The organism is Nocardioides sp. Soil_C_8 (assembly GCF_057656315.1).
In genome coordinates this window covers 569,882-595,625 of sequence record NZ_JBDGKQ010000003.1, presented here as the reverse complement: position 1 = coordinate 595,625, position 25,744 = coordinate 569,882, and the positions used below count along the sequence as shown (strand labels likewise).

The window sequence follows — 25,744 nt, the reverse complement described above, 5'->3', positions numbered from 1 at the left end:
TCTCAGTCGGCGAGCACGCTGTAGGCGATGACGCCCCGCTTGAGCAGCCGGGCGGTCGCCCTGGCGGTGTCGCGCAGCTCCCGCTCGCCCGCCGCGTCGGCGACCTGGCCGCACAGGTCGAGCAGCTGCTTCATCCAGCGCACGAAGTCGCCCGCTGACAGTCCGGTCACCATCAGCACGTCGTCGAGGTCGTCGCCCTCCGCCCACCGCCACGCAGCCCAGGCGAAGCCGATGTCGGGCTCGCGGAGGAAGTCGAGCCGGTGGTCGCGCTCCAGGGCGTCGAGCTGGCTCCAGAGGCGGACCAGCTCGGCGAGCACCGGCCGCACCTGGCCGCCCGGCATCTTGGGCGACGAGGCGTCGTCGGCGCGCCTGGCCTCGAACACCAGCGCCGACAGCACCGCGGCCAGCTCCGATGGCGCGAGCCCGTCGAACAGCCCGGCCCGGATCGCCTCGGCGGCGACGAGGTCCATGTCGGTGTAGATCCGCCGCAGGTGCGAGCCCTTCTCGGTGACCGTGTCGCCCTCGAGGTACCCGAGGGCGGTCAGCACGTCGCAGACCCTGTCGAAGGTGCGGGCCACGGTGTTGGTGCGGTTGTCGACCCGCCGCTTGAGGGTCTCGGTGTCGCGCTGCAGCTTGAACCAGCGCTCGGCCCACCGGGCGTGGTCCTCGCGCTCGGGGCACTGGTGGCACGGGTGCGCCTTGAGCTCGGCGCGCAGGCGGGCGATCTCGCGGTCCGTCGGGGTGTCGCTGAAGGAGTCGCGCTGCTTCGTGCGGCGCTCCCCCGGGGCGTCGAGGCCGTGGGCCTTGGCCCGCAGCGCGGTGGCGAGGTCGCGTCGCATGGCGGGGTTGCGCCCGTTGAACGACTTGGGGATCCGCATCCGGCCGATGGCCTCGACCGGGGTCGGGAAGTCCATCGGCGCGAGGCGGCGGGCCTGGCGGTCGGCCGTGAGGACGTAGGGGCGCGGCTCGTCGCCGGAGTGGCCCGGGTCGATCACGACCGCGAGGCCGCTGAACTTGCCGGCGGGCACGTGGATCACGTCGCCCGGGCGGAGCTTGCCGAGGGAGCGCATCGCCTCCTCCCGCCGGTCCATCCGGCGCTCGCGCGCGGCGCCCTTCTCGAGGTCGGAGATCTGCCGGCGCAGGCCGGCGTACTCCATGAAGTCGCCGACGTGGCACGTCGCGGCCTCGCGGTAGCCCTCGAGGGCCTCCTCGGCCTTGTGGACCTGCCGCGCGAGCCCGACGACGGCCTTGTCGGCCTGGAACTGGGCGAAGGACTGCTCGAGCAGCTCGCGGGACGTCGCGCGGCCGAACTGGTGCACGAGGTTGACGGCCATGTTGTAGGACGGACGGAAGGAGGAGCGGAGCGGATAGGTGCGGGTGGACGCCAGACCGGCGACCTCGCGGGGGTTCATCCCGGGCTGGTAGAGCACGACGCCGTGGCCCTCGATGTCGAGGCCACGCCGCCCGGCCCGCCCGGTGAGCTGGGTGTACTCCCCCGGCGTGAGGTCGGCGTGGGTCTCGCCGTTCCACTTCGACAGCTTCTCGATCACCACCGTGCGGGCCGGCATGTTGATGCCGAGGGCCAGCGTCTCGGTGGCGAAGACGACCTTGACCAGGCCCTCCTGGAAGAGCTCCTCCACGACCTGCTTGAACGCCGGCAGCAGGCCCGCGTGGTGTGCCGCGACGCCGCGGGTCAGCCCGTCGAGGAACTCGTGGTAGCCGAGGACGTGGAGGTCCTCCTCGGGCAGCGTCCGCGACGCCTCCTCGACCCGGGCGAAGATCTCGTCGCGCTCCGCGGCGGTGGTGAGCCGGGTGTTGGCCTGGACGAGCTGGGTGACGGCGGCGTCGCACCCGGCCCGGCTGAAGATGAAGACGATCGCCGGCAGCAGGCCCTCGCGGTCGAGACGGTCCACCACCTCGACGCGGCTCGGGATCCACACCCGGCGCCCGTTGCCCACCGACCTCGGGTTCTTCGTCGACCCGGGCTTGCCCTTGCGGGGCGAGCGGCGGTCGCGCATCAGCCGCGAGCTCGCCCAGTCGTCGCGGGCGATGCGGGTCAGCTCGTCGTTGACGGGTGCGCCCTCCTTCACGAAGCCGGCGCTGGCGTCGACGTCGGAGGAGGCGAACAGGTCGAGCAGCCGCCGGCCGACCATGACGTGCTGGAACAGCGGGACCGGCCGTTTCTCCTCGAGGATCGTGGTGGTCTCCCCGCGCACGGTGGCCAGCCACTCGCCGAACTCCTCGGCGTTGGAGACCGTCGCCGAGAGGGACACGAGCGTCACCGACTCCGGGAGGTGGATGATGACCTCCTCCCACACGGCGCCGCGCATCCGGTCGGCGAGGTAGTGCACCTCGTCCATCACCACGAAGCCGAGGCCGAGGAGCGTGCGCGACCCGGCGTAGAGCATGTTGCGCAGCACCTCGGTCGTCATCACGACGATGGGCGCCTCGCCGTTGACCACGTTGTCACCGGTCAGCAGCCCGACCTGGTCGGCGCCGTAGCGCTTGACCAGGTCGTGGTACTTCTGGTTGGACAGCGCCTTGATCGGCGTCGTGTAGAACGCCTTGCGCCCGGTCTGGAGGGCCAGGTGGATGGCGAACTCGCCCACGATCGTCTTGCCGGACCCGGTCGGGGCCGCGACCAGCACCCCGCGCCCGTCCTCGATCTCGCGGCACGCCCGCAGCTGGAAGTCGTCGAGCTCGAAGCCGTAGAGGCCCTCGAAGTCCTTGAGCATCGGGTAGGGCTTCTCGCGCTGGAACGCCGCGTAGCGCTCGGCGGGCGTGGGCTGGTCGTCGTCGTCGCTCATGGCTTCCTCATGCAATCACGTCGAGCGCACCGGGGACGCACTCGACGGTCAGCGGCAGGGGGCCGAAGCGCTCGCCGTCGGCGTACGACACGATGCCGGGCGCGGCCACGGTGACGCTCCGCACCCGCCGGTGGACGTATTCCGCGACACCGTCGATCCGGCCGGTGAACAGGCGCGGGTAGGAGCGCACCAGCTTGGGCTTGCTCATCCGCGTGATGACGACGACGTCGAGCAGGCCGTCGTTGAGGAGTGCGCCCTCGGTGATCCTCAGCCCGCCCCCGAACGACGGCCCGTTGCCCACGGCGACCAGCATCGCCTCGGGCTCCATCGTCTCGCCGTCGAGCTCGAGCACGTAGGGGATGGGGCGGAAGGTGCGCAGCTCGGCGAGCGTCGCGAGGTTGTAGCGCATCTGGCCGCGGGGCCAGGTCATCGCGTTGGCCCGCTCGTTGACGATCGCGTCGAAGCCGGCCGCGAGCACGGTCACGAACCACCGGTCTCCGCTGCGGGCCAGGTCGATGGTGCGCCGCCGCGAGGCGATGATGCGGTCGGCGGCAGCGACCGGGTCGGTGCGCGGGAGCCCGAGGTAGCGCGCGAAGTCGTTGCCGGTGCCGCTGGGGACCACGCCGAGGGGCACGCCGGTGCCGGCGACGGCCTGCACACCGAGGTGGACCAGCCCGTCGCCACCGCAGACGACGAGGGCCTCGACCCCGTCCGCGACGCAGCCACGGGCCAGGTCGGCCGCCTCGGCGGCGTCGCGACCCTGCAGGTTGCGCACGACGAAGCCGCTCTCCCGCAGCCGGGCCAGGGCCGCGTCACGGTGTCGCGCTCCCCTGCCGCGACCCGATGTCGGGTTGGTCAGCAAGGCGATCTCCCGCCCCCGCACAGGGCGGTCGGGCGCAGCCGGGTCGTGCATGGCGCGACCCTATCCCCCGGCACCGACGCGCCGGGTCGACTCTCCCGGACACCCGGCCGTGCGCGGGCCGCCCGCTCAACCCAGGCGCAGCAGTACGGCGTACCGCTCGGCACGCGCGCCCACCGCACGGGCCAGCCGGCCGAGGGCGTCCAGCACCAGGTCCGGGCCGAACCGGGTCCCCGGGACGGCCAGGACCATCCGCGACCCGTGCTCGCCGATCACGACCTGCCCGTGGCGCCACGCCTGGTGCACCCGCAGCCGGGTCGCGTCGTCGACGACCGGGGCGGGATAGGCCTCGTCGACGGCCAGCAGGTCGCACTCGATCTCCGGCGACGACCCAGCCTCGTCGCCGGGCAGCTCCGCGGCCAGCCGGCCCCGGACCAGGTGCCCGGTCTGCAGGCCCTCGTCGGCACGCCAGACCACGTCGCCGGTGCCGAGCCACTCCGGCAGGTCGAACGGGTCGATGTCCGTGATGGTGGCCTGCATGGGTCCACCCTGTCAGAGCCGCCGGGAAGCCTCAGATGGAGGACAGCTCGTCGGGCGACAGCCCGGCGTTGGGGGCGTTGCGGGCCCGTCGCCTGTCGTTGAACCGCGCGATCGCCTCCGAGGCGAAGAACAGCAGCACCATCGGGACCGCCATCAGCGTCATCGTGAACGGGTCGGCCGACGGCGTCGCGACGGCAGCGAAGACGAAGGTGCCGATGATGATCCAGGGCCGGTAGGCCTTCAGGGCCGACCCCTTCACCACGCCCGCGAAGTTGAGCAGCACGACGAAGACCGGGATGTTGAACGCCAGGCCGAACACGAAGAGCGTGCGGGTGAAGAACTGCAGGTAGTCGTTGAAGTCGATGAGGTTGGTGACACCGTCGGGGTTGAACCCGATCAGCACCTCCAGCGCGACCGGGAGCGTGACGTAGCCCAGGACGATGCCGATGAGGAAGAGCGGGCCGGCGACCGCCACGAAGACGCGGCTCATCTTGCGCTCCTGGGCGTAGAGCCCGGGAAGCACGAAGGCCCACACCTGGTAGAGCCAGTAGGGCGCGGTCACGACCGCGGCAGCGAAGCCGCACAGGGTCAGCCACAGCAGCAGTCCGGCTCCCGCACCGCTCGTCGTCGCGATGGACGTGCCGGCGGCGAGGGTCTCCTGGGCGTCCTGGTAGGGGCCGTAGACCGCGTCGTAGATCGGGTGCCGGAACACGATCGCAACCGCGAGCGCGACCGAGAACACCAGCAGGCAGCGCAGCAGGCGCGCCCGGAACTCACGGAAGTGGTCGGCGAGCGCCATCCGGCCGTCCGGGCCCACGGCGTCCTGCGGCGGCCCCTTGAACAGGCCGGCGAGACCAGCGATCCTCACGCTCTTCGGGACTCCAGCGATCAGGCGGTGGTGTCGTCGCGCCGCTCGCGCAGCACCTCACCGGTGGTCTCGTTGCGCACCTCGCCACCCTGGACCGGGCCCTGGGCGGGGTCGTGGGCCTGGTTGCGGGCCTCGAGCTCGCGCTGCTCCGGGGTCTTCTCGGCGTCGTTGTCCTCGTCGTCGCGCAGACCCTTGGTCTCGGTCTTGAAGATGCGCAGCGCCTGGCCCGAGCTGCGGGCGAGGTCGGGCAGCTTGGCGGCACCGAACACCAGCACCACGATCGCCAGGATCACGAGCCATTCGAGGCCCTGCGGCATGCCGATCATCGGGTGGATCATGTGGGTCACTCCGTCATTGGTGGTGTGGTGGATCACGTGCGGGGGGTCATTCGGAGTCTACGCCGTCGTCCTCGTAGAGGCGGAGCGCCGCTCGCGCGGCGGTCGTGAACGCGTCGGCGTACGCCACCGGCGCGAGCAGCTCGGCGTGAGGTGCCAGGCGCAGCAGCAGGGACTTCACCCATTCCTCGCTGGCCACCTCGAGGTCGACGTCGATCGTGCCGTCGGGCCCGGGACGCCGGCCGGTCACCGGGTAGTACTCGACCACCCAGCGTGCGGGAGGTGCGAGGCGCAGGGTGACCGTGGTGGTCTCGGCGTCGGTGAACCAGCCGCCGGTGAGGTCACGGGCACGAGCGCCCGGGTCGGCGACGGGGCTGTCCAGCTCGGTGGCGGCGACGATGCGGTCCACGCGGAAGGCGCGGTCGCCGCCGGCGGTGTGGCACCACGCGTCGAGGTAGAGCAGGTCCTCCACCCGCGCCAGCCCGCGGGGGTCGACGACCCGGCGCGACTCCCGGTCGCGGGACGGCACGTGGTAGGTGATCTCGACCTGGTGGCCGTGGGCCAGGGCGGACTCCAGCACGGGCACGACGGCGCTGCTCTCGAGCGGCGTCGGCGTCACGTGCAGGCGCAGCAGGCCCTCGCCGTCCTGACCGGCGGCCTCCTCGAGCTTGGCCAGGGTGCGCTCGATGACCTCGCGGGCTTCCGCCGGCGCGGCGTCGACCATCGTGCGCAGCGCCACCACCAGCGAGGTGGCCTCGGCGGGCGAGAAGCGCACCGGGCGCGCGAGGTAGTCGGCGTTGTCGACGCGGATGATCCGATCGCCCTCCAGGGCCTCGAGGTCGACCTCGATCAGGTCGCCCGGCAGCCCGGGCGACACCCCGGTCATGAACAGCAGCCGCAGGTCGCGCTCGATCTGGTCGGCGTCGGTGCCGAAGTGGGCGGCGGCGTCCTCGAGGCGCACCTCGCCGCGGGCCAGCAGGTAGGGCACGAGGGCGAGCAGGCGCGCGACCTGGTCGGGAGCGGTGTCGCCGGTCTGCGTCGTCATGACGTCTCCCCCGCCCGGGCCACGGCGCGCAACCGTGCGACGACGTCGTCGCGCAGCGACTGCGGCGCCTCCACGACGACGTCGGCGCCGTAGGTGAGCACCTCGTCGGACAGCTCGTACACCGGTCCCTCGACGACCACGGTGTCCCACCCGGGCCGGTCCTCGGCCGGCGTCACCGACTCGGCGCGCCGGCGCAGGCCCACGCCCGTGCCCTGCCGCACCCGGACCTGCGCCCGGACGGTGGGGTACGACGGCGACAGCCGGCGGGCGACCTCGCGGACGTCGGTGCCGGCGGGGACGTCGTACGCCCCGGACCGCCCGCTCGCACGCACGGGACCGACGATGCGTGAGAGCCGGAAGACGCGCTCGGCGCCGCGGTCGACGTCGAAGCCGACGACGTACCACCGGCCCGACGAGCGCGCGAGGCCCCAGGGCTGGACACGCCGGGTGGTGGGCGCGGTCTCGTCGGCGCGCTGGTAGGGGAAGCTGACCTGACGCCGCTTGCCGATGGCGTCCCACAGCGGCTCGAAGGCCGGCTCGTCGGCGGAGATGGCGGGAGCGACGACCTCGAGGCGGGAGGGATCGATCTCGACGCCCTGGCCCTTCAGCTTGGCCAGCGCCCGGCCCGTCGCCTTCGCGAGGGTGGCCTGCTGCCAGACCTGCGCGGCCAGGCCGAGCACGGCCGCCTCGTCGGACTCGAACCGGATCTCGGGGAGCGAGGTCTGCTCGGTGGGGATGCGGTAGCCGATCTCGTCGTCGAAGAACGCGTCGGCGCTCCCGACCTCGATCACCGCGCCGATCTGGCGCAGGGCGTCCTTGTCGCGCTCGAAGGCACGCTCGAACGCCTCGTCACCGGCCGGACTGCGGGCGTGCTCGGGGTAGCACGCCTCGCGGATCGCGTCCTTGCCGATGAAGCGCTTGGCGCCGAGCAGCAGGATGTGGAGGTTCATCAGCCGCTCTGCCCGTGGCTGCACCATGACCGTCCCCTCCTTCTCCTGTGCCGATCCGCTGTCCCTGCTGGTCGGGTCAGGAGGCGCCGAGGATGTCGACGACGAAGAACAGCGTGTCGGTGCCCTTGATGCCGGCCTGCTCGTTGCCCTGCTCGCCGTAGCCGTCGGCCGGCGGGATCTCCAGGATCACGCGCGAGCCGACGGTGCGACCGACGAGCCGCTCGTCCCAGCCCGGGATGACCTGGCCGACACCGATCGGGAACTCGGCGGGCTCGCCGCTGTAGGACTCGTCGAAGGGCTTGTCGGCGTCGTAGACCTGGCCGAGGTAGTTGACGGTCAGGGTCTGGCCGGACTTCACCTTGGGGCCGTCACCCTTCACGAGGGTGGTGGCGATCAGCTTGCCGCTGGGCTTGTGGGCGGTGCTGAAGTCGAGGCCGGTGATGACGCCGTCCTTCTCGACCAGCTCGGGCGCCCAGCCCGCGGGCTTCTTGTCCTCGCCCTGCGGGCCGTCGAGCGGCGGCACGGTCTCGGACCGGCCCATGATGTCGACGACGGCGAGCACGGCGTCCTTGTTGCCGATGCCGATGTCGGGACGGCCGCCCTCACCGAACGCCTCCTCGGCGCTCGTGAGCAGCACGACGCGGTCGCCGACCTGGTTGCCGATGACGGCCTCGCGCAGGAACGGCAGGACGTCCTCGGACACCTCCACCGACTGGGGCGCGCCGTCCTTGGTCCAGGTGGTCTGCGCCTCCTTCTCGGTGAAGCCGTTGCCGATCCACCAGTTGGCCTTCACCGTGTCGCCGTCGGCGACCTCCTCGCCGTCGCCCTCGACGAGGACCTCGGTCTCGTCCTGCGAGCCGTCGAGGCGGCCGTCGAAGGTGACCTTCGGCTCCGAGCCCTGCTTGCCCTCGATGGTCACCGAGCTGAGCGACGCGCCGCCCTCCTCGGTGTCGCTGGACCCGGAGCCGCACGCGGCCAGTCCGAGCATGCTGAGGGAGAGGACACCGCTGAGGGCAGCGGAACGTACACGAGACACGGGTTCACCTGTTCGATCGGTCGGCGTTGCCCGGACACCCTATCCAGCACACCCCACGCCAGACGCCGCGACACCGCCGCTGTGGAGCGAGGACGTCACCGCGCGCCGGTCATCGGGCAGGTCACATGCCGTCGATGAGGCGTTGCACCCGCTCGTCGTACGCCTTGAACGGGTCCTTGCACAGCACCGTGCGCTGGGCCTGGTCGTTGAGCTTGAGGTGCACCCAGTCGACGGTGAAGTCGCGGCGGCGCTCTTGGGCACGACGGATGAACTCGCCGCGCAGGCGCGCGCGGGTGTTCTGCGGCGGCACGCTCTTGGCCTCGAAGATCTTCAGGTCGCTGCTGACGCGGGCGACCGCGCCCCGCTTCTCGAGCAGGTAGTAGAGCCCGCGCCCGCGGTGGATGTCGTGGTAGGCGAGGTCGAGCTGGGCGATGCGCGCGTCACCGAGGGACAGGCCGTGCTTGGCGCGGTAGCGCTCGATGAGCTTGAGCTTGATCACCCAGTCGATCTCGCGGTCGACCAGGCCGAGGTCGTCGGACTCCACGGCCTTGAGCCCGCGCTCCCACAGGTCGAGCGCCCGCTCGATGGTCGGGGTGGAGATCTGCCGGCGGTCGACGAAGTCGCGGGCCTTGGCGAGGTACTCCGCCTGGATCTCGAGGGCGCTCGCCTCGCGGCCGTTGGCCAGGCGCACCTTGCGGCGGCCGGTCGGGTCGTGGCTGATCTCGCGGATGGCGCGGATCGGGTTCTCCATCGTGAGGTCGCGCATCACCACGCCCTCCTCGATCATCCGGAGCACGAGGTCGCACGACGCCACCTTGAGGAGCGTGGTGGTCTCGCTCATGTTGGAGTCGCCCACGATGACGTGCAGGCGCCGGAACCGCTCCGCGTCGGCGTGCGGCTCGTCGCGGGTGTTGATGATCGGGCGGCTGCGGGTGGTGGCGCTGCTGACGCCCTCCCAGATGTGCTCGGCACGCTGGCTCACGCTGTACGACGCCCCGCGCGGCGTCATCACGACCTTGCCGGCGCCGACGACGATCTGCCGGGTCACCAGGAACGGGATCAGGATGTCGGCGAGCCGGCTGAACTCCCCCGCGCGACCGACGAGGTAGTTCTCGTGGCAGCCGTAGGAGTTCCCGGCGGAGTCGGTGTTGTTCTTGAACAGGTAGATGTCGCCGGCGATCCCCTCCTCGTGGAGCCTCGCCTCGGCGTCGAGGAGGAGCCCCTCGAGGATGCGCTCACCGGCCTTGTCGTGGGTGACGAGGTCGACGATGTCGTCGCACTCGGGCGTGGCGTACTCGGGGTGGCTGCCGACGTCGAGGTAGAGCCGAGCACCGTTGCGCAGGAAGACGTTGGACGAGCGACCCCAGCTGACGACCTTGCGGAAGAGGTAGCGGGCGACCTCGTCGGGGCTCAGCCGGCGCTGCCCCTTGAACGTGCACGTGACGCCGTACTCGTTCTCGATGCCGAAGATCCGCCGGTCCATGCCTCCCACCCTAGGACCGTGGACCACGTGCTGCGCGGTGTTGCGCGTCGAAATCGTGCGCGGCGCGGCGTCGTGACGCCCGGTCTTGGCGTGCCTGCCTAGGTTGCGGGCATGGCTCAGCGCCCCTCCGACAGCGTCCTGCACTCCTGGCCCACACAAGTCGCGACCGCTGTCGCGACCGGGGTGGTGACGACCTACCTGCCCGTGCAGCGCTGGAGACGACCAGCGCGGTGGGCCCTGCACGGCGGGATGGCCGCCCTCGCCGGCGGCGGCATGGCGTACGTCCTGCGCAGGCCCGAGGCGCGCCGCTTCGTCCCCGGCGAGACCTCGCGGGACGAGCCGCGGGAGCCGGTGGGAGCGCTGCCGGCCGCCGCCTTCGGGACGGGCCTCGGTGTGCTCGTCCTCGCCGCGAGCCGGGGTGGGGAGGCGGCCGACGAGTGGGCCGAGCGCCGGCTGGCCGCGCGGGGCGTACGACGCCCGCGGGTGTGGATGGGCCTGGCGGCCGCGGGCGCCTCGCTGGCGATGAGCGTCTCCGACAGCCGGCGTGAGGCCCGGGAGGCGTCGTCCCGCACCTCGTCGGACGGTTGACGGGCACACCTCCTGCGGGTCAGCGTTCCCCCATGGGACCACGCCACCTCGTCGCGACCGTGCTGGTCGAACCGGCCGTGGTCGCGGACCTCGAGCTCCGGGTCATGACCGACGACCTGTGGATGTGGCCGGTGCGGACGGCCCCGGTGGTCCTCGACGGCCCGCGCATGGAGTTCCAGCTCCGTCGGCGCCTGGTCGAGCAGCGGGGCGGCGCGTGGGACGACGCCGCCGGCTGGACGCCGGCATGGATCGGCTTCGGCGACGCATGGCACGAGTTCGGCCCGGACGGCAACGTCCGGCCGTCGGGTCCCCTCCCGTGGGCGGCCCACCAGCGCCTGTGGACCGCGCTCGACGAGTTCGGCGCGTCGGTCCGCTACCGGCGCCGGCTCAGCGGCATCCCCACGGAGCCGACCGCGGAGTGGCCGGGCCTCCACCTGCGCTGAGGCTTCAGACCTGGCCGGGCTCCGTCGGCGGCGGAGGGGTGCCCGGCGCCGGAGGCTGGCCGGGCTGGCCCGGCTCCGGTGGTGGCGGGGCGACCGGGGGCGCGACCGGAGGGGCCACGGGCGGCTCACCGGTGACGGGGTCCTCGAGTGGCGGCGTCGCCCCCGAGACCTGGTCGGTGGGGTCGGTGGGGTCGTCCTGGCCGGACTGCCGCGGACCGGACCCGGCGACGGCGTCCTCGGGAGCCACGTCGTCGGCCTGCTCGGCGCCGCGACCGCCGAGGATGCCGGCGAGCCGGGCCTCGCGCAGGCGCAGGAACTTGCGGGGCTGGGTGCGGGTGCGGTCGAGGACGGCGACCTCGAGGTCGCCTGCCGGGATGACCCGGTCCTCGGTCTCGCTGTGCCCGAGCGCGGCCACCGCCACCCGCAGCGTCTCCTCCAGCGGGGCCCCGGCGACGTAGTGCTGGGCCAGGTGGCCCGCGACCACGTCGGCGGCGCCACCCATGACGGCGAAGCCGTGCTCGTCGGCCACCTGGCCGTCGTAGGTCAGGCGGTAGAGCTGGTCGTCCTCGGCCGCGTCGCCGATCTCGGCGACGAAGATCTCGACCTCGTAGGGCTTCTCGCCGCCCGAGGAGAAGATCGTGCCGAGCGTCTGGGCGTAGGCGTTGGCGAGGCCGCGGCCGGTGACGTCGCGCCGGTCGTAGGCGTAGCCGCGCATGTCGGCGAGGCGTACGCCGGCGATGCGGAGGTTCTCGAACTCGTTGTAGCGCCCGACCGCCGCGAAGGCGATCCGGTCGTAGATCTCGCTGACCTTGTGCAGCGCCTGGGACGGGTTCTCCGAGACGAACAGGACGCCGTCGGCGTACTGGACCGCGATGACGGAACGACCGCGGGCGATGCCCTTGCGGGCGAAGTCGGCCCGGTCCTTCATCAGCTGCTCGGGCGAGACGTAGAACGGCATGCTCATGAGGCTGTGACTCCTACGTCAGATCAGGTCAGGGCGGCGGCGGGGCCGTCGGGGCGCTGCATCCGGGCGGCGATCATCCGGTCGGCGATGGCGGAGACCTCGTCGTCGGCGAGCCGGCGGCCGCCGTCGGGCGTGATCACGTGGACCACCGGGAAGATGCGGCGGGTCAGGTCGGGGCCGCCGGTGGCGGAGTCGTCGTCGGCGGCGTCGTAGAGCGCCTGGACCACGGCCGTCACGGCGCCCTCGGCGTCGAGGTCGTCGCGGTAGAGCTTCTTGAGCGAGCCCCGGGCGAAGAGGGAGCCCGAGCCGACGGAGTGGAAGGCGGTCTCCTCGTAGCGGCCGCCGGTCACGTCGTAGCTGAAGATCCGGCCCTGGCCGGCGGCGAGGTCGTAGCCGGCGAAGAGCGGGACCACCGCGAGGCCCTGCATGGCCAGGCCGAGGTTGGCGCGGATCAGGGCGGCGAGGCGGTTGGCCTTGCCGTCCATCGACAGCGTCGTGCCCTCGATCTTCTCGTAGTGCTCGAGCTCGGTCTGGAACAGCCGGACCATCTCGACGGCGAGGCCCGCGGTGCCGGCGATGCCGACCACGGAGAACTCGTCGGCCGGGAAGACCTTCTCGATGTCGCGCTGGGCGATGATGTTGCCCATCGTGGCGCGGCGATCGCCTGCCATCACGACGCCGCCGGCGAACGTGGCTGCGACGATCGTGGTGCCGTGCGGGGCCAGGTCGCCGGCGTCACCGGTGGGGACAGCGCGGCGCGACGGCAGCAGGTCGGGCGCCTCGGCGCCGAGGAAGTCGGCGAAGCTCGAGGTTCCGGGCGCCATGAAGGACGCGGGCAGTCGGGAGTCGCCCATCCGGCTCACTGACCGCCCTTCTGGATGAACGACTTCACGAAGTCCTCGGCGTTGGTCTCGAGGACCTCGTCGATCTCGTCGAGGATCGCGTCGACGTCCTCGTCGATCATCTCCTTGCGCTCCGCGACGTCGGTCTCCACGACCTCCTCGGTCGCCGTCTCCTCCTGGGAGGACTTGCGCGGCTGCTTCTGCTCCTGGGCCATGACTCGACCCTATCCACTCCGGCCGACGCCACAAGGACGTTCACCCTCGGCGGACGGCATGTCTCGCTGGTCGAGGAGGGACGAAGTCCCGTCACGAGACCGACATGGCGACGTGCAGGGTCTCGTGACAGGCGCGGGGCGCCTTCCTCGACCAGCGTCTGAGGTCAGCGGGTGATCGCCGCGACCAGCGCCTGGGCGGTGTCGCTGCGGTCGATGAGCTCGCCGACGTGGGCGCGGGTGCCGCGGAGCGGGTCGATGGTCGGGACCCGCTGGAGGGACTCGCGGCCGGGGAGGTCGAAGATCACCGAGTCCCACGACGCGGCGGCCACGGAGTCGGCGTACTTGTCGAGGCACCGGCCACGGAAGTAGGCGCGGGTGTCGACCGGCGGGTCGTGCATGGCCGCCTCGATCGTCGCGTCGTCGAGCAGCCGCTCGATGCGACCGGCGGCGGCGAGGCGGTGGTAGAGCCCCTTGTCGGGTCGTACGTCGGCGTACTGCAGGTCGATGAGGTGGAGCTTGGCGTCGTCCCAGTCGAGGGCGTCGCGGTCGCGATACTGGGTGAGCAGCTTGAGCTTGGCGACCCAGTCGAGCTCGCCGGCGCACTCCATCGGGTCGCGCTCGAGGCGGGTCAGCACCGACTCCCAGCGGGCGAGGACGTCGACGGTCTGCTCGTCCGCGTCGGCACCGTAGCGGTCCTCGACGTACTTGCGGGCGAGGTCGAGGTACTCCAGCTGCAGCTGTACGGCGGTGAGCCGCCGTCCGTCGCGCAGCGTGACCAGCTGCCGCAGCGTCGGGTCGTGCGAGACGTCGCGCAGCGCCTTGACGGCTCCCTCGACGCTCAGGTCGCGGTCGATGAAGCCGTCCTCGATCATCGCGAGCACGAGCGCGGTGGTGCCGGACTTGAGGTAGATCGAGACCTCGGCGAGGTTGGCGTCGCCGAGGATCACGTGGAGACGGCGGTAGACGGCGGGGTCGGCGTGCGGCTCGTCGCGGGTGTTGATGATCGGCCGCTTGAGGGTCGTCTCGAGGCCCACCTCCACCTCGAAGTAGTCGGCGCGCTGGCTGATCTGGAAGCCGCGCTCCGCGGTCGTGTCGCGCCCGTCCTGGCCAATGCCGACGCGCCCGGCGCCCGTGACCACCTGGCGCGAGACGAAGAACGGCGTGAGGTGGCGCACGATCTCGGCGAACTGCGTCGAGCGGCGCATCAGGTAGTTCTCGTGCGCGCCGTAGGAGGCGCCCTTGTTGTCGGTGTTGTTCTTGTAGAGCACGATCGGGGTGCTGCCGGGCACCTGCGCCGCCATCCGCGACGCGTCGAGCATCACCTGCTCCCCCGCCTTCTCCCACCGCACGACGTCGAGCGGGGTCGTCACCTCCGGCGAGGAGTACTCCGGGTGCGCGTGGTCGACGTAGAGCCGCGCGCCGTTGGTGAGGATGACGTTGGCCAGGCCGAGGTCCTCGTCGGTGAGCTGCGTCGGGTCGGCGACCTGGCGGGCCATGTCGAAGCCGCGCGCGTCGCGCAGCGGCGACTCCTCCTCGAAGTCCCAGCGTGCGCGTCGCGCCTTCACCGTGGAGCTCGCGTAGGCGTTGACGATCTGCGAGGACGCGACCATCGGGTTGGCCGACGGCTGTCCCTGCACGGAGATGCCGTACTCGACCTCCGTGCCCATCACCCGGCGTACGCTCATGTGATGAGCCTACGGGTGTGGGACGAGCGCGTGCTGCCTCGCCTGACCGACCGGCGGCTGCGCGTCCCCGAGCTCGATGGGCTGCGCGCGGCAGCCTGCGCGGGGCTGACCGGGCGGGTGGTGGAGATCGGCTTCGGCAGCGGGCTCAACGTCCGCTGGTACCCACCGCAGGTCACGTCCGTGACCGCGATCGAGCCGTCCGACCTCGCGTGGGAGCTCTCGGAGCCCCGGCGGGCCGGCAGCGACGTCCGAGTCGAGCGGGGCGGGCTCGACGGCCAGCGCCTCGACCTGCCCGACGACTCGCACGACGGCGCCCTGGTCACCTTCAGCCTGTGCACCGTCCCCGACCCGGTCCTCGCGCTGCACGAGGCGAGGCGGGTCGTGCACGAGGAGGGCCGGCTGCACGTCCTCGAGCACGGGCTGGCGCCCGACGAGTCCGTACGCCGTTGGCAGCGCCGGCTGGAGCCGCTGCAGCGGGCCACTGCAGGCGGCTGCCACCTCACCAGGGACATGACGGCGCTGCTGGCGTCAGCGGGGTGGCGTGTCGAGGACCGGGAGCAGTCCTACCTGCCCGGACCGGCGCTCGCCCGCCCGTGGACGTACGTCTACCGGCTCGTCGCCGGCTGAGCTGCCCAGGGGAGGGCGGGGCGGACGGTCAGCGTCCGCGGCGGAGGAACCCGACGAGGAACAGCACGATGACGACGATGACGACGATGATCAGAATGGTTCGCATCCCGCCAACCTAGTGCGGACGAGCGCCCGGGCAACTCCTCCGCAGGGGTGTCGCGGCGGGTCAGTCCCGGCTGCGGGGGCCGTTGATCGTCGAGGCGTGGGCGGCGTTGACCGCACCGATGCCGAGCCAGGCCACGATGACGGCCGGCAGCCCGTTGTCGGTCGCGACCATCGGCACGATGGTGATCGGGACACCGACGCCGACCGAGATGATGCCGAGGACGAACTGCCGGATCCGGCCGCCCTCCGTCCCGGCCGTACGACGCTGCTGCAGCTCGCCGCGCTCGGCCACCCGGCGCTCCACGGCCCGCTCGATGCGGTCGGCGAAGCCGTCCACGAGCTCGGCGTCGTAGCGGGCGCCGAGCTCGCGTCGGGCGGCCAGGGCGGCCTCGATGTCGCCGTGGCCGAGGTCGTCCTGCTGGCTCATGCGCACCTCAGCCCGGACTCAGAGGTACTGGCCGGTGTTGGCGACCGTGTCGATCGACCGGCCCGGCTCCGTGCCCTGCTTGCCCGTGATGAGTGTGCGGATGAAGACGATCCGCTCGCCCTTCTTGCCCGAGATCCGCGCCCAGTCGTCGGGGTTGGTGGTGTTGGGCAGGTCCTCGTTCTCCTTGAACTCGTCCACGCACGCCTGGAGCATGTGCTGGACCCGGAGACCACGCTGGGCGGGGTTGAGGTCGCTGTCGAGGAAGTCCTTGATCGCCATCTTCTTGGCCCGGTCGACGATGTTCTGGATCATCGCGCCGGAGTTGAAGTCCTTGAAGTACAGGACCTCCTTGTCGCCGTTGGCGTAGGTGACCTCGAGGAAGCGGTTCTCCTCCGACTCGGTGTACATCCGCTCCACGGTCGCGCGGATCATCGCGTTGACGGTGGCCATGCGGTCCTGGCCGAACTCGGTGAGGTCCTCGGCGTGCAGGGGCAGGCTCGGCGTGAGGTACTTCGAGAAGATGTCGCGCGCCGACTCCGCGTCGGGGCGCTCGATCTTGATCTTCACGTCGAGACGACCGGGGCGCAGGATGGCCGGGTCGATCATGTCCTCGCGGTTGGAGGCGCCGATGACCAGGACGTTCTCCAGCGCCTCGACGCCGTCGATCTCGCTGAGCAGCTGGGGCACGATCGTGTTCTCGACGTCGGACGACACGCCCGAGCCGCGGGTGCGGAAGAGCGAGTCCATCTCGTCGAAGAACACGATGACCGGCGTGCCGAGCGAGGCCTTCTCGCGTGCCCGCTGGAACACCAGGCGGATGTGGCGCTCGGTCTCGCCGACGTACTTGTTGAGCAGCTCGGGGCCCTTGATGTTGAGGAAGTAGGACTTCCCCGACGCCCCGGTGCGCTCGGCGACCTTCTTGGCCAGCGAGTTGGCCACCGCCTTGGCGATCAGCGTCTTGCCGCAGCCGGGCGGGCCGTAGAGCAGCACGCCCTTCGGCGGCTTCAGCTCGTGGTCCTTGAACAGCTCGGGGTGCAGGTACGGCAGCTCGACCGCGTCGCGGATCGCGTCGATCTGGGTGGTGAGGCCGCCGATCTGCGTGTAGTCGATGTCGGGCACCTCCTCCAGGACGAGCTCCTCGACCTCGGACTTCGGGACGACCTCGTACACGTAGCCGGCGCGGGTGTCGAGCAGCAGCGAGTCGCCGGCCCGGATCGTGACGTCCTCGGCGCACAGCGGCTCCGCGAGGCGGACCACGCGCTCCTCGTCGGCGTTGGCGATCACCAGGGCGCGCTCGCCGTCGGCCAGGATCTCCTTGAGCATGACGACCTCGCCGACCTGCTCGAAGTCGAGGGCGGCGACCACGTTGAGGGCCTCGTTCAGCATGACCTCCTGGCCACGCACGAGGCCGTCGAGCTCGACGGCGGGGCTCACGCTCACCCGGAGCTTGCGCCCGCCGGTGAAGACGTCGACCGAGTCGTCGTCGTTGCGCCCGAGGAAGGTGCCGAAGCCCGCCGGCGGCTGCGCGAGGCGGTCGACCTCCTCCTTGAGCGTGGTGATCTGGTCACGTGCGTCGCGCAGTGTCTGGGCGAGTCGCTCGTTCTGGCTCGAGACCGCGGCCAGCGAGCGCTGAGCGTCGGCCAGCCGGGACTCCAGGCCGCGCGACTGGCCGGGCACGTCCTCCAGGCGGCGACGCAGGTCGGTGACCTCGGCCTCCAGGTAGCGCACCTGGGTGGCAAGTTGCTCTCGTGTCGGCTCGGACATCTCGCACCTCCTGTCCAGTGACACTACCCATCGATCCACGCGACGGAAGCGAATATCTCGCCGTGTTGATCACCTTTGGGCAACGCTCCGCGGCGCGACCCCCACCAGTACCCCGCGCGACGACCTCAGGACGGGTCGTTGAGCCGGCGGATCGTCTCGAGCTCCGCCTCGGTGAACTCGCCCGACGCCTCCAGCACCCGCTGCAGCACGGCGGACTTGCCGGCCAGGTAGGTGTCGATGTCCATCGTCGGGTCGTCCGCCAGGGCGCGCTTGACGTCGGCGTACGCGTCCCGCAGGTCGTCACGGCGGCGGAGCACGTCGCGGACGGCCAGGTGGTTGCGCACGTTCGTCGTGCCGGCGGTGCAGACGTAGACGTTGCGCCGCGGCCCATCGGGAGCGTGGAAGGCCTCGCGGCCGGCGACGCCGAGGTCGCCCCGGTGCACGTACCCGATCGACTCCAGCGCCGTGATCGCGCCGGACACGTCCTCGGCGTCGACGACGACGTCGATGTCGAGGATCGGCTTGGCCGCCAGCCCCGGCACCGACGTGGAGCCGACGTGCTCGACGACAGCGGACGGGAGGTCGGCCAGCACCTCGCGCAGGACGGCCGCGACCGCGTCGAACTCGGCGGGCCACTCCGGCGACCAGTCGACGACCTCGATGCTCACGAGTCCAGGTCCGAGTGCCCGTCGGTGGCTTCCAGGGGAGGTACGTCGGCCGGGCGGGGGCCGGTGTAGTCGGGGCCGTAGGCGCCGGGTGCGGGCCGCCGGGTCTTGCGGGGCGGCTTCTCCCCCGGTGCCATGCGGCGAGCGGTCACGAGGAAGGCGGTGTGCCCGATCATCTTGTGTCCGGGTCGCACGGCGAGCCCCTCCACGTGCCAGTCGCGCACCAGGGACTCCCACGGCTGGGGCTCGGTGAAGCCGCCGTGGGCGCGCAGGGTCTCCACGACCCGCGAGAGCTGCGTGGTGGTGGCGACGTAGGCGCAGACGATGCCGCCGGGGACCAGCGCGTCGGCGACCGCGTCGACGCAGTTCCACGGGTCGAGCATGTCCAGGATGACGCGATCGACCTGCGTGCCGAGGCCCGGCAGGCCGTCCTTGAGGTCACCCAGGCGCAGGTCCCACGCGGGGTGCGTCCGGCCCTCGGGGGCGGAGAAGAACTGGTGGACGTTGCGGCGGGCGACGTCGGCGAACTCCTCGCGCAGCTCGAAGGACGTCACCCGGCCCCACGGGCCGACGGCGCGCAGCAGCGAGCAGGTCAACGCGCCGGACCCGGCTCCGGCCTCGACGACCCTGGCGCCGGGGTAGATGTCGGCGAGGGCCACGATCTGGGCGGCGTCCTTCGGGTAGACCACCGCGGCGCCGCGAGGCATCGACACGACGAACTCGTTGAGGAGCGGCCGGAAGACGAGGTACTGACCGCCGGCCGACGACGTGACCGTGAAGCCCTCGTCGCGACCGATCATCTCGTCGTGGTCGAGGTGGCCCTTGTTCGAGAAGAAGCGCTTGCCCGCGACCAGCTCGAAGTTGTGCTTGCGGCCCTTCTGGTCGGTCAGCCGCACCCACTCGCCCTCGCGCAGGGGGCCGCGGTGGACGCCGGACCAGGCCTCGGCGGGGACGTCAGGAGAGGGCTCGGACATGGCGCGAACCCTAGTATCGGGAGCGCCGAGTTCCCTCAGCGGCGAGCGTTGTCGCGGAACGCCCGGTCGACGTCCGCGGTCGACAGGACGCCGTAGATCCGGCCGTCGGCCTCGACGAGCAGGTACTCCTCGGCGGGGCGGCGGCTGATCGCGAGGATGAGGTCCTCCCCCGCGACGGTGGCGGGCAGCGTGAGCCCCGCCTCCAGCGTGCGGGCGACCGCCGACACCGCCACCCACGGCCGGCGCTCGGCCGGCATCGCCGTCACCGCCGCCTCGCTCACGATCCCGACGGGGGTGCCGTCGGCCGCGACCGTCACGATGCTGCCCGCCTCGGCCTCCTGGGCGCGGCGCACGGCCTCGGCGAGCGGCAGGTCCTCGGGGACGGTGAGCGTACGGCGGGCGAGTGGGCGCGCGACGAGCGCCGGGAGGCGCTGGCGGAGCCGGGCGTGGGCCATCGCGGCCGTGGCTCCCGTCCACAGGAACAGCCCGAGGATGAACACGAGGACGAGGTCGAGAATGGACGGCGGCTCGCCGATGACCTGCTCCTGCACGAGCGGCCAGGCCAGCAGCGCCAGGGCCGTGATCCGGCCACCCCAGCCCGCGACGATGCTGCCGCGGTGCTGGTCGCCGGAGGCGCCCCAGACGACCGCCTTGAGGACGCGCCCGCCGTCGAGCGGAAGGCCCGGCACGAGGTTGAGCACGCCGATCAGCAGGTTGGCGCCGGCGAGCAGGATCATCGCCTCGCGGAGGAGACCGTCGGACATGGCGTAGGCCGCCACGGCGGCCACGGCGCCGACGGCGATCGAGGTGAGCGGGCCGACGACGGCGATCCAGAACTCGTGGCGGGGGCGCCGCGACTGCCCGTCGACCTCGGTCATGCCGCCCAGGAAGTGCAGCGTGATCGAGTTGACGCCGTAGCCCAGGCGCTTGGCGACGACGGCGTGCGAGGCCTCGTGGAGCAGGACGGAGAGGTAGAGCACGACGGCGAGGACGAAGCCCGCGACGTACTTCCAGAACCCGAGACCGGGCTGGGCGGCCTCGATGCGCGGCCCGAACGCCAGCGCGATGAGCAGCGCGACGACGAACCACGAGGACGTGATGAGGACGTCGATCCCGACGATCGACCCGATGCGCAGCGTGCCGCGCGGGCGCGGCGGGCGCCGCTGGTCGCCGTCGACAGGCGCTGAATCGGTGGGGTCAGGCACTCCTGAACCCTAACGAACACCGCCCACAGCGGCCGTTGTCGGTGGACCTGCCTAGGGTGGCCGCGTCATGTCGATCCCCCACCCGCCCCCAGCAGTCCCGACGGTGCCCGAGTCCCCCGCCGAGCGGATCTCGACGCCCGTGGACGGGGTCGACGTGCTCGGGGCGATCTCGCCCAGCCGGGCGGGTGACTTCATGGCCTGCCCGCTGATGTTCCGCTACCGCACCATCGACCGGCTGCCCGAGCCGCCGTCGCCCGACGCGGTCCGCGGCACCCTGGTGCACAAGGTGCTGGAGGACCTCTTCGACGCACCGGCGGCGGAGCGCACGCCCGAGCGGGCCGGCGAGCTGCTCGTGCCCACCTGGGAGCACCTGCTCGAGCTCGAGCCCGGGCTCGCCGGGATGTTCGGGGGCGAGGGGCCCGACCTCGCGGCGTGGCTCGCGTCCTGCCGCACGGTCCTCGACCGCTACTTCGACCTCGAGGACCCGCGTCGCCTCGAGCCGGCCGAGCGGGAGCTCTACGTCGAGGCGCTCCTCGACTCCAAGCTCCTGCTGCGGGGGTTCGTCGACCGGGTCGACGTCGCCCCGGACGGCCGGATCAGGGTGGTGGACTACAAGACCTCGCGGTCGCCCGGCGAGGGCTACGAGGCCAAGGCGCTGTTCCAGATGAAGTTCTACGCGCTCGTCCTCTGGCGCTTGCGCGGCGTGGTGCCGTCGGTGCTCCAGCTGGTCTACCTCGGCAACGGCGAGATCCTCCGCTACGAGCCCGACGAGGCCGACCTCCGCGCCACCGAGCGCAAGGTCGAGGCGGTGTGGCGGGCGATCCGGCTCGCGCAGGAGACGGGCGACTGGCGTCCGAGCCCGTCGCGCCTGTGCGACTGGTGCTCCTTCCACCAGCTCTGCCCCACCAAGGGCGGGACGATCCCCCCGCTGCCCGAGGCGGCGCCGGCAACCTCCGTGGACGCGTCGACCGACGAGTCCACCGACTGACCGCCGCGGCGGTCAGACCGCCGGGGACGCCGAGCCGGCGGCGTACGCCTCCACGAGCGCGGCGAGGCCGCCGGCGTCGAGGCCGTCGAGGGTGTCGACGAAGACGCGCCCGTCGCCCTCGAGGATCGGCACGTGGTTGGGGACGCACAGGACGGTGCACCCGGCGGCGACCGCCGACCTGGCGCCCGTGTTGGAGTCCTCGATGGCCACGCACGTGGCCGGGTCGAGGCCCAGCTCGGCAGCCGCGGTGAGGTACGGCTCGGGGTGCGGCTTGCCGAACTCGACGCGGTCGCCGGTCACCACCGTCGCGAAGGCGCCGTCCGGGAGCCGGGCCAGGATCGGGTCGACGAAGCGCTGCCACGACATGGTGACGAGGGCGCAGGGCACGCCGTGGCGGTGCAGGTCGGTGAGGAGCTCGCGCGCCCCGGGGCGCCACGGCACCTCCTCCTCGACCCGCGCAACGACGCCGTCGAGCAGCTCGTCGACGATCTGCTGCGCCGTGCGGTCGATCCCCATGTGGTCGCGGATGTACTCGCCGGACGCGAGCAGGGCGTTGCCGACGAGGTTCAACGCGTGCTCGTCCGACCAGGTGCCGCCGTACTTCTCAGCCATCGCGTACTCGGTGGCGATCCAGTAGGGCTCGGTGTCGACGAGCGTCCCGTCCATGTCCCACAGGACCGCGGCCGGGGCGGTGGTGGGACCGTCGCCGATCGCCCCGACCTCGTGGATCGCGTCGATCTCGTCGGTCCCGGTGCGGTGCGGCGTCACACGCCCGACCCTATCGAGCGACGGTCGCACCCCCCGACGGTGCCCAGCACTCGACACCGGGTGGTCAGCCACCACCCGGCGACGGTAGACAGGAGGCCACTCGGGAACCTCTCGGGGGACGACGACTTCTCTGGAGAGCCCATGGTCGCCCTGCACACCACGATCGCGATCGTCCTGGTCATCGGACTGATCATCAAGGTCCGGATCGACCCGGTGATCTCGCTGATCCTCGGATCGCTGTACCTCGGACTCGCCAGCGGCGTCGGCTTCGCCGGGACCGTCGAGGCGATCACCACCGGCTTCGGCGGGATCATGGCGGAGGTCGGTCTGCTGATCGGCTTCGGCGTCCTCATCGGCTCGTTGCTGCACTCGACGGGCGCTTTCCGGCGCCTGGTCGCGCTCCTGGTGCAACGGGTCGGCCCGGGGCGGCTGCCGTACGCCCTGACGTCGATGCTGGCGGTCGTCATGCCGTCGATCTACGTGGACGTCCAAGTGGTCCTCGCGGCGCCGGTGGCCCGCTCCGCGTCGCCCTTCATCGGCAAGGTGGGCCTCCCGGTGCTCGCCTCCGCGATGGGCTGCGGCATCTTCGCCGGCTACGTGTTCGTCATCCCGGGCCTCGCCGCGATCTCGATCGCGGGGCTGCTCGACATCCGCCTCGGCGACTGGCTCGTCTACGGCGTCGTGATCGGCCTCATCACCGCCGTCGTCTCCACGCTGCTGATGCGCCTGCTGTTCTCGGCCGGTGGCTTCTGGAACCCCGAGACCGACGAGGAGGTCGACGAGGCGATGGCCGAGCAGGAGGCGGCCGATCGCGCCTACCTGACCGGCGAGGCGGGCTCCTCGGAGGAGGCGCTGGCTCGCAGCGAGTCGGAGGCGACCGCTGCCAAGGAGCAGGAAGGCGTACGCCAGCTGCCGCTGGTCGTGCTGATGCTGCCGATCCTGGTTCCCCTCGTCCTGATCGCGTTCGGCGCCTTCGCCGAGCTGGGCGGCTGGTCGAACGCCTTCATCGCGTTCCTCGGGGATGCCAACGTCGCGCTCTTCATCGGCCTGCTCGGCGCCTACTTCCTCTCGCGCAGCTCGTCGGGCCGGGAGCACACCAACGAGGCGATGGAGGACGGCTTCCACACGACCGGCGAGATCCTGCTCATCACGGGTGTGGGCGGCTCCCTCGGCGCGGTCATCGAGGCGACGGGGCTCGACGGCGTGCTGGGTGACCTGTTCCAGGCCGACGAGGGCGCACCTGTCGTGCTGAGCATCCTGCTGGCGTGGTTCATCGCCGCCGTGCTGCACCTCGCGATCGGCTCGGTGTCGGTGGCGGCGATCACCGCGGCCGGCATCATCGCCCCGATCCTCGACTCGCTGACCATCTCCCCCATCGCCGTCGGACTGGCCATCGCGTCCGGCGCGATGTTCGCGCTCCAGGTCAACAGCAACTTCTTCTGGATGTTCAAGTCGCTGCTGGGGCTGTCGACCAAGGGCACGCTCAAGACGCTGACGCTGGTGACGTCGGTCGCCTCGGTGGTCTCGCTGCCGCTGGTGATGCTGGCGGCCGTGGTCCTCTGAGCGGGCGGGTCCGAGTCACCCGCCGCCGACCACCGGGAACCGGACGACGAACGTCGTCGGGCTGCCCTCGGTCGGGGGCTGGTAGGCCGTCCCGCCGCCGTGGCCGCGCGCGATCTCGCGCACGAGGTAGAGGCCCAGGCCGGTTCCGCCGGTGCCGCCGGCGGCGGCGTACCGGTCGAACACCCGTGGCACCAGCGCGTCGGGCACCCCCGCGCCGGAGTCCGTGACGCGCAGCTCGACCTGCTGGTCGACCACGCGCGCGCTGACCGTGACGGGCGGTGCGCCGTGGCGTACGGCGTTGTCGAGCAGGTTGTCGAGGGCCTGGGCGAGGCGGACCTCGTCCGCCTCGACGACGGCGTCGTCAGGGACGTCGACCGAGATCTGGTCGATGGGACTGGAGGCTTCCCGTCGGGCAGCGGCGCTCCGGACCAGCTCGGCGATCGACACGCCCTGCTTGCGGAACTGCATGCCCGACCCCTGCAGCTGCGAGGCGGCGGTGAGGTCGGCCGCGAGGCGGCGCAGGCGCTCGGCGCTGCTCCGGATCCCGCGGAGGAACTGGTCGCGCTCGCCGGCCGCGAGCCGGCCCTCTGACTCCTGGAGCACGTGGGCACTGCCGTCGATGACGGCCGTCGGGTTGCGGAGCTCGTGGGCGGTGACGGCGAGCAGTCGTACCTGCTCGGTCATCGCCTCGATCCGGTCCTCGGCGTTCTGACGCTGCTCGGTCTGGTCGCGGGTGATCTTGGCGAAGCCGATGTGCCGGCCGCGGTCGTCGTGGACCGGGGTGATGACGACGCTGGCCCAGAACCGGGTGCCGTCCTTGCGGACGCGCCACCCCTCCTCGGCGTGGGACCCGTCGCGCAGGGCCGCCTCGAGGTTGCGCTGCGGATGACCCGTCAGCTGCTGGTCCTCGGGGTAGAAGACCTGGAAGTCGCTGCCGATGATCTCGTCGGCCTCGTAGCCCTTGATCCGCCGTGCCCCCGCGTTCCAGCTCATCACCCGTCCACCGGGGTCGAGCATGAACACGGCGTACTCCTCGACGGCTGCGACCAGGAGCCGGAACCTCTCCTCCGCGCGGTGGAGCTCGTCCTCGGCGGCTCGCTGGGCGCTGATGTCCTGCACCTGGGCGAACACGTAGAGCATCTGGCCGGAGGAGTCGCGGATCGGGACGAGGGTGACGAGTGCGGTGCGCACGTCCGTCTCCTCAGGCGGGCCGGGGATGCGGTGCTCGAACGCTGCGACCTTGGCCTGCGAGGACCGCAGGGCGTCGAGCTGCTCGTCGAGGACGTCACCCTGCCCGCCGGTCAGCCTCCCGTAGTCGACGCCCACCAGATCACTGGGCTCGCACGACATCAGCTCGGCGAGGGCGTCGTTCGCCCGCACGATCGTGGCGTGCACCGTCATGGTCGCCATCCCGATCGCGGCCCGGTCGAAGAGCGCCCGGAAGCCTTCGAGGTGCTCGTCCAGCACCTCCTGCTCGACTCGCGCCGCGTCCACCTCGACGTCGACGACGGCCTCGACCGCGCGCAACCCGGCCGGCGTGCTGCCCGATGAGGACGGTGGAGTGGTGGCGGTCGCCCGACCGACACCGCGCAGGCTCTGCAGGAGACGATCCGGGAGCTGCTCGAGGGGGATGGACTTCTCGATGAAGTCGATCGCACCGAGGTCACGGATCTCCTCGGCCAGGTCGTCGCCTCCGAAGCCGCTGAACATCACGACGGACGTGTCGGGCCGCACCGCGAGGATCGACGGCAGCGTCTCGACGCCGTCCATGTGGGGCATCGACACGTCGAGCAGCACCAGCTCCGGCTCGTGCTCGATGACGAGCGCGATCGCCTGCCCCCCGTCCGCGGCCTCACCCCTGACGTCGAACAGCCCGGACGACTCGAGGCGCAGACGCACGAGCGTGCGCACGTCGACGGAGTCGTCGACGAGCACCACCGACACCTTGCCGGCCCCAACCACCTCTACGTCCCTCCATCTGCCGGCCATCGGTGCACG

The 25,744-nt window shown here is 71.8% G+C and carries 25 protein-coding genes; 5 read left to right on the top strand and 20 right to left on the bottom strand.

The features are described from left to right. Nucleotides 1-2 precede the first annotated feature (2 nt). The 9 genes from AC3A3L_RS16320 to pafA form a co-directional block, all read right to left on the bottom strand. A complete protein-coding gene (locus tag AC3A3L_RS16320; RefSeq protein WP_487641085.1) occupies nucleotides 3-2,807 on the bottom strand; it encodes a DEAD/DEAH box helicase in 2,805 nt (934 codons plus the stop codon). A gap of 7 nt (nucleotides 2,808-2,814) precedes the next feature. Further along, the gene (locus AC3A3L_RS16315) at nucleotides 2,815-3,720 is read right to left on the bottom strand and encodes a diacylglycerol kinase (RefSeq protein WP_487641084.1); all 906 of its coding nucleotides are present in this window, start codon (nucleotides 3,718-3,720) and stop codon (nucleotides 2,815-2,817) included. A gap of 75 nt (nucleotides 3,721-3,795) precedes the next feature. After that, nucleotides 3,796-4,206 (bottom strand): hypothetical protein, encoded by a 411-nt coding sequence (locus tag AC3A3L_RS16310; protein ID WP_487641083.1) that lies wholly within the window; start codon nucleotides 4,204-4,206, stop codon nucleotides 3,796-3,798. Nucleotides 4,207-4,237: 31 nt separating this feature from the next. Then, nucleotides 4,238-5,074 carry a twin-arginine translocase subunit TatC gene (tatC, locus tag AC3A3L_RS16305; RefSeq protein WP_487641082.1) on the bottom strand — a complete coding sequence of 279 codons (837 nt, stop codon included), beginning with the start codon at nucleotides 5,072-5,074 and terminating at the stop codon, nucleotides 4,238-4,240. Between the two features lie 20 nt (nucleotides 5,075-5,094). After that, nucleotides 5,095-5,412, bottom strand: coding sequence for a Sec-independent protein translocase subunit TatA (gene tatA, locus AC3A3L_RS16300; RefSeq protein ID WP_487641081.1), 318 nt, complete (start codon nucleotides 5,410-5,412; stop codon nucleotides 5,095-5,097). Between the two features lie 46 nt (nucleotides 5,413-5,458). Continuing rightward, complete coding sequence (locus tag AC3A3L_RS16295; RefSeq protein ID WP_487641080.1) at nucleotides 5,459-6,454, bottom strand: helix-turn-helix transcriptional regulator; 996 nt, start codon at nucleotides 6,452-6,454, stop codon at nucleotides 5,459-5,461. Continuing rightward, entirely contained in the window at nucleotides 6,451-7,431 is a 981-nt protein-coding gene (locus tag AC3A3L_RS16290; protein WP_487641079.1) for a helix-turn-helix transcriptional regulator, read from the bottom strand. The genes AC3A3L_RS16295 and AC3A3L_RS16290 overlap by 4 nt, the downstream gene beginning before the upstream one ends. Nucleotides 7,432-7,480: 49 nt before the next feature. Continuing rightward, nucleotides 7,481-8,440 carry an FKBP-type peptidyl-prolyl cis-trans isomerase gene (locus tag AC3A3L_RS16285; RefSeq protein ID WP_487641078.1) on the bottom strand — a complete coding sequence of 320 codons (960 nt, stop codon included), beginning with the start codon at nucleotides 8,438-8,440 and terminating at the stop codon, nucleotides 7,481-7,483. Nucleotides 8,441-8,561: 121 nt separating this feature from the next. Further along, on the bottom strand, nucleotides 8,562-9,923 hold the full coding sequence (pafA, locus tag AC3A3L_RS16280) for a Pup--protein ligase (protein WP_172261247.1): 1,362 nt from the start codon (nucleotides 9,921-9,923) through the stop codon (nucleotides 8,562-8,564). A 111-nt stretch (nucleotides 9,924-10,034) separates the two neighbouring features. Between pafA and AC3A3L_RS16275 the strand changes: the two genes are divergently transcribed. Further along, nucleotides 10,035-10,511, top strand: coding sequence for a hypothetical protein (locus tag AC3A3L_RS16275; protein WP_487641077.1), 477 nt, complete (start codon nucleotides 10,035-10,037; stop codon nucleotides 10,509-10,511). A gap of 32 nt (nucleotides 10,512-10,543) precedes the next feature. Next, complete coding sequence (locus AC3A3L_RS16270) at nucleotides 10,544-10,954, top strand: hypothetical protein (protein ID WP_487641076.1); 411 nt, start codon at nucleotides 10,544-10,546, stop codon at nucleotides 10,952-10,954. Nucleotides 10,955-10,958: 4 nt separating this feature from the next. Here the strand turns inward: AC3A3L_RS16270 and prcA are convergent, their stop codons facing one another. From prcA to dop, 4 genes are all read right to left on the bottom strand, one after another. Then, nucleotides 10,959-11,918, bottom strand: a complete 960-nt coding sequence (gene prcA / locus AC3A3L_RS16265) for a proteasome subunit alpha (protein WP_487641075.1) — start codon at nucleotides 11,916-11,918, stop codon at nucleotides 10,959-10,961. A gap of 23 nt (nucleotides 11,919-11,941) precedes the next feature. Continuing rightward, entirely contained in the window at nucleotides 11,942-12,772 is an 831-nt protein-coding gene (gene prcB, locus AC3A3L_RS16260; RefSeq protein WP_487641074.1) for a proteasome subunit beta, read from the bottom strand. A gap of 5 nt (nucleotides 12,773-12,777) precedes the next feature. Further along, nucleotides 12,778-12,975, bottom strand: coding sequence for a ubiquitin-like protein Pup (locus tag AC3A3L_RS16255; RefSeq protein WP_172261243.1), 198 nt, complete (start codon nucleotides 12,973-12,975; stop codon nucleotides 12,778-12,780). A gap of 164 nt (nucleotides 12,976-13,139) precedes the next feature. Beyond that, nucleotides 13,140-14,660 (bottom strand): depupylase/deamidase Dop, encoded by a 1,521-nt coding sequence (gene dop / locus AC3A3L_RS16250; protein ID WP_487641073.1) that lies wholly within the window; start codon nucleotides 14,658-14,660, stop codon nucleotides 13,140-13,142. Nucleotides 14,661-14,663: 3 nt separating this feature from the next. Between dop and AC3A3L_RS16245 the strand changes: the two genes are divergently transcribed. Beyond that, nucleotides 14,664-15,287 carry a class I SAM-dependent methyltransferase gene (locus AC3A3L_RS16245; protein ID WP_487641072.1) on the top strand — a complete coding sequence of 208 codons (624 nt, stop codon included), beginning with the start codon at nucleotides 14,664-14,666 and terminating at the stop codon, nucleotides 15,285-15,287. Between the two features lie 166 nt (nucleotides 15,288-15,453). On the opposite strand, the gene AC3A3L_RS16240 is transcribed toward AC3A3L_RS16245, so the two are convergent. The 5 genes from AC3A3L_RS16240 to AC3A3L_RS16220 all read right to left on the bottom strand — a co-directional run bounded on the left by AC3A3L_RS16240 (nucleotide 15,454) and on the right by AC3A3L_RS16220 (nucleotide 20,427). Continuing rightward, nucleotides 15,454-15,819, bottom strand: coding sequence for a hypothetical protein (locus AC3A3L_RS16240; RefSeq protein ID WP_487641071.1), 366 nt, complete (start codon nucleotides 15,817-15,819; stop codon nucleotides 15,454-15,456). Nucleotides 15,820-15,837: 18 nt separating this feature from the next. Continuing rightward, nucleotides 15,838-17,583 carry a proteasome ATPase gene (arc, locus tag AC3A3L_RS16235; RefSeq protein WP_487641070.1) on the bottom strand — a complete coding sequence of 582 codons (1,746 nt, stop codon included), beginning with the start codon at nucleotides 17,581-17,583 and terminating at the stop codon, nucleotides 15,838-15,840. 125 nt (nucleotides 17,584-17,708) lie between these two features. Then, entirely contained in the window at nucleotides 17,709-18,251 is a 543-nt protein-coding gene (locus AC3A3L_RS16230) for a GrpB family protein (protein ID WP_487641069.1), read from the bottom strand. Then, nucleotides 18,248-19,222 (bottom strand): tRNA (adenine-N1)-methyltransferase, encoded by a 975-nt coding sequence (locus AC3A3L_RS16225; RefSeq protein WP_487641068.1) that lies wholly within the window; start codon nucleotides 19,220-19,222, stop codon nucleotides 18,248-18,250. The genes AC3A3L_RS16230 and AC3A3L_RS16225 overlap by 4 nt, the downstream gene beginning before the upstream one ends. A gap of 35 nt (nucleotides 19,223-19,257) precedes the next feature. After that, a complete protein-coding gene (locus AC3A3L_RS16220; RefSeq protein ID WP_487641067.1) occupies nucleotides 19,258-20,427 on the bottom strand; it encodes a site-2 protease family protein in 1,170 nt (389 codons plus the stop codon). 67 nt (nucleotides 20,428-20,494) lie between these two features. Here AC3A3L_RS16220 and AC3A3L_RS16215 point away from each other — a divergent pair, with 67 nt between their 5' ends. Further along, nucleotides 20,495-21,415, top strand: a complete 921-nt coding sequence (locus AC3A3L_RS16215) for a RecB family exonuclease (RefSeq protein WP_487641066.1) — start codon at nucleotides 20,495-20,497, stop codon at nucleotides 21,413-21,415. A gap of 12 nt (nucleotides 21,416-21,427) precedes the next feature. Here AC3A3L_RS16215 and AC3A3L_RS16210 read toward each other — a convergent pair whose 3' ends face one another. Then, complete coding sequence (locus AC3A3L_RS16210) at nucleotides 21,428-22,183, bottom strand: HAD family hydrolase (RefSeq protein ID WP_487641065.1); 756 nt, start codon at nucleotides 22,181-22,183, stop codon at nucleotides 21,428-21,430. A 141-nt stretch (nucleotides 22,184-22,324) separates the two neighbouring features. On the opposite strand from AC3A3L_RS16210, the gene AC3A3L_RS16205 reads away from it, so the two are divergent. Continuing rightward, nucleotides 22,325-23,746, top strand: a complete 1,422-nt coding sequence (locus AC3A3L_RS16205; protein ID WP_487641064.1) for a GntP family permease — start codon at nucleotides 22,325-22,327, stop codon at nucleotides 23,744-23,746. A gap of 15 nt (nucleotides 23,747-23,761) precedes the next feature. Here AC3A3L_RS16205 and AC3A3L_RS16200 read toward each other — a convergent pair whose 3' ends face one another. Next, entirely contained in the window at nucleotides 23,762-25,681 is a 1,920-nt protein-coding gene (locus tag AC3A3L_RS16200; RefSeq protein ID WP_487641063.1) for a PAS domain S-box protein, read from the bottom strand. Nucleotides 25,682-25,744 lie beyond the last annotated feature (63 nt).

Bases quoted from the DNA above. Each gene is read 5' to 3' on its own strand.
- AC3A3L_RS16320 (WP_487641085.1), bottom strand. From the start codon at position 2,807: ATGAGCGACGACGACGACCAGCCCACGCCCGCCGAGCGCTACGCGGCG.
- AC3A3L_RS16315 (WP_487641084.1), bottom strand. From the start codon at position 3,720: ATGCACGACCCGGCTGCGCCCGACCGCCCTGTGCGGGGGCGGGAGATC.
- AC3A3L_RS16310 (WP_487641083.1), bottom strand. From the start codon at position 4,206: ATGCAGGCCACCATCACGGACATCGACCCGTTCGACCTGCCGGAGTGG.
- tatA (WP_487641081.1), bottom strand. From the start codon at position 5,412: ATGATCCACCCGATGATCGGCATGCCGCAGGGCCTCGAATGGCTCGTG.
- AC3A3L_RS16295 (WP_487641080.1), bottom strand. From the start codon at position 6,454: ATGACGACGCAGACCGGCGACACCGCTCCCGACCAGGTCGCGCGCCTG.
- AC3A3L_RS16290 (WP_487641079.1), bottom strand. From the start codon at position 7,431: ATGGTGCAGCCACGGGCAGAGCGGCTGATGAACCTCCACATCCTGCTG.
- pafA (WP_172261247.1), bottom strand. From the start codon at position 9,923: ATGGACCGGCGGATCTTCGGCATCGAGAACGAGTACGGCGTCACGTGC.
- AC3A3L_RS16275 (WP_487641077.1), top strand. From the start codon at position 10,035: ATGGCTCAGCGCCCCTCCGACAGCGTCCTGCACTCCTGGCCCACACAA.
- AC3A3L_RS16270 (WP_487641076.1), top strand. From the start codon at position 10,544: ATGGGACCACGCCACCTCGTCGCGACCGTGCTGGTCGAACCGGCCGTG.
- prcA (WP_487641075.1), bottom strand. From the start codon at position 11,918: ATGAGCATGCCGTTCTACGTCTCGCCCGAGCAGCTGATGAAGGACCGG.
- prcB (WP_487641074.1), bottom strand. From the start codon at position 12,772: ATGGGCGACTCCCGACTGCCCGCGTCCTTCATGGCGCCCGGAACCTCG.
- AC3A3L_RS16255 (WP_172261243.1), bottom strand. From the start codon at position 12,975: ATGGCCCAGGAGCAGAAGCAGCCGCGCAAGTCCTCCCAGGAGGAGACG.
- dop (WP_487641073.1), bottom strand. From the start codon at position 14,660: ATGAGCGTACGCCGGGTGATGGGCACGGAGGTCGAGTACGGCATCTCC.
- AC3A3L_RS16245 (WP_487641072.1), top strand. From the start codon at position 14,664: ATGAGCCTACGGGTGTGGGACGAGCGCGTGCTGCCTCGCCTGACCGAC.
- AC3A3L_RS16240 (WP_487641071.1), bottom strand. From the start codon at position 15,819: ATGAGCCAGCAGGACGACCTCGGCCACGGCGACATCGAGGCCGCCCTG.
- arc (WP_487641070.1), bottom strand. From the start codon at position 17,583: ATGTCCGAGCCGACACGAGAGCAACTTGCCACCCAGGTGCGCTACCTG.
- AC3A3L_RS16225 (WP_487641068.1), bottom strand. From the start codon at position 19,222: ATGTCCGAGCCCTCTCCTGACGTCCCCGCCGAGGCCTGGTCCGGCGTC.
- AC3A3L_RS16215 (WP_487641066.1), top strand. From the start codon at position 20,495: ATGTCGATCCCCCACCCGCCCCCAGCAGTCCCGACGGTGCCCGAGTCC.
- AC3A3L_RS16205 (WP_487641064.1), top strand. From the start codon at position 22,325: ATGGTCGCCCTGCACACCACGATCGCGATCGTCCTGGTCATCGGACTG.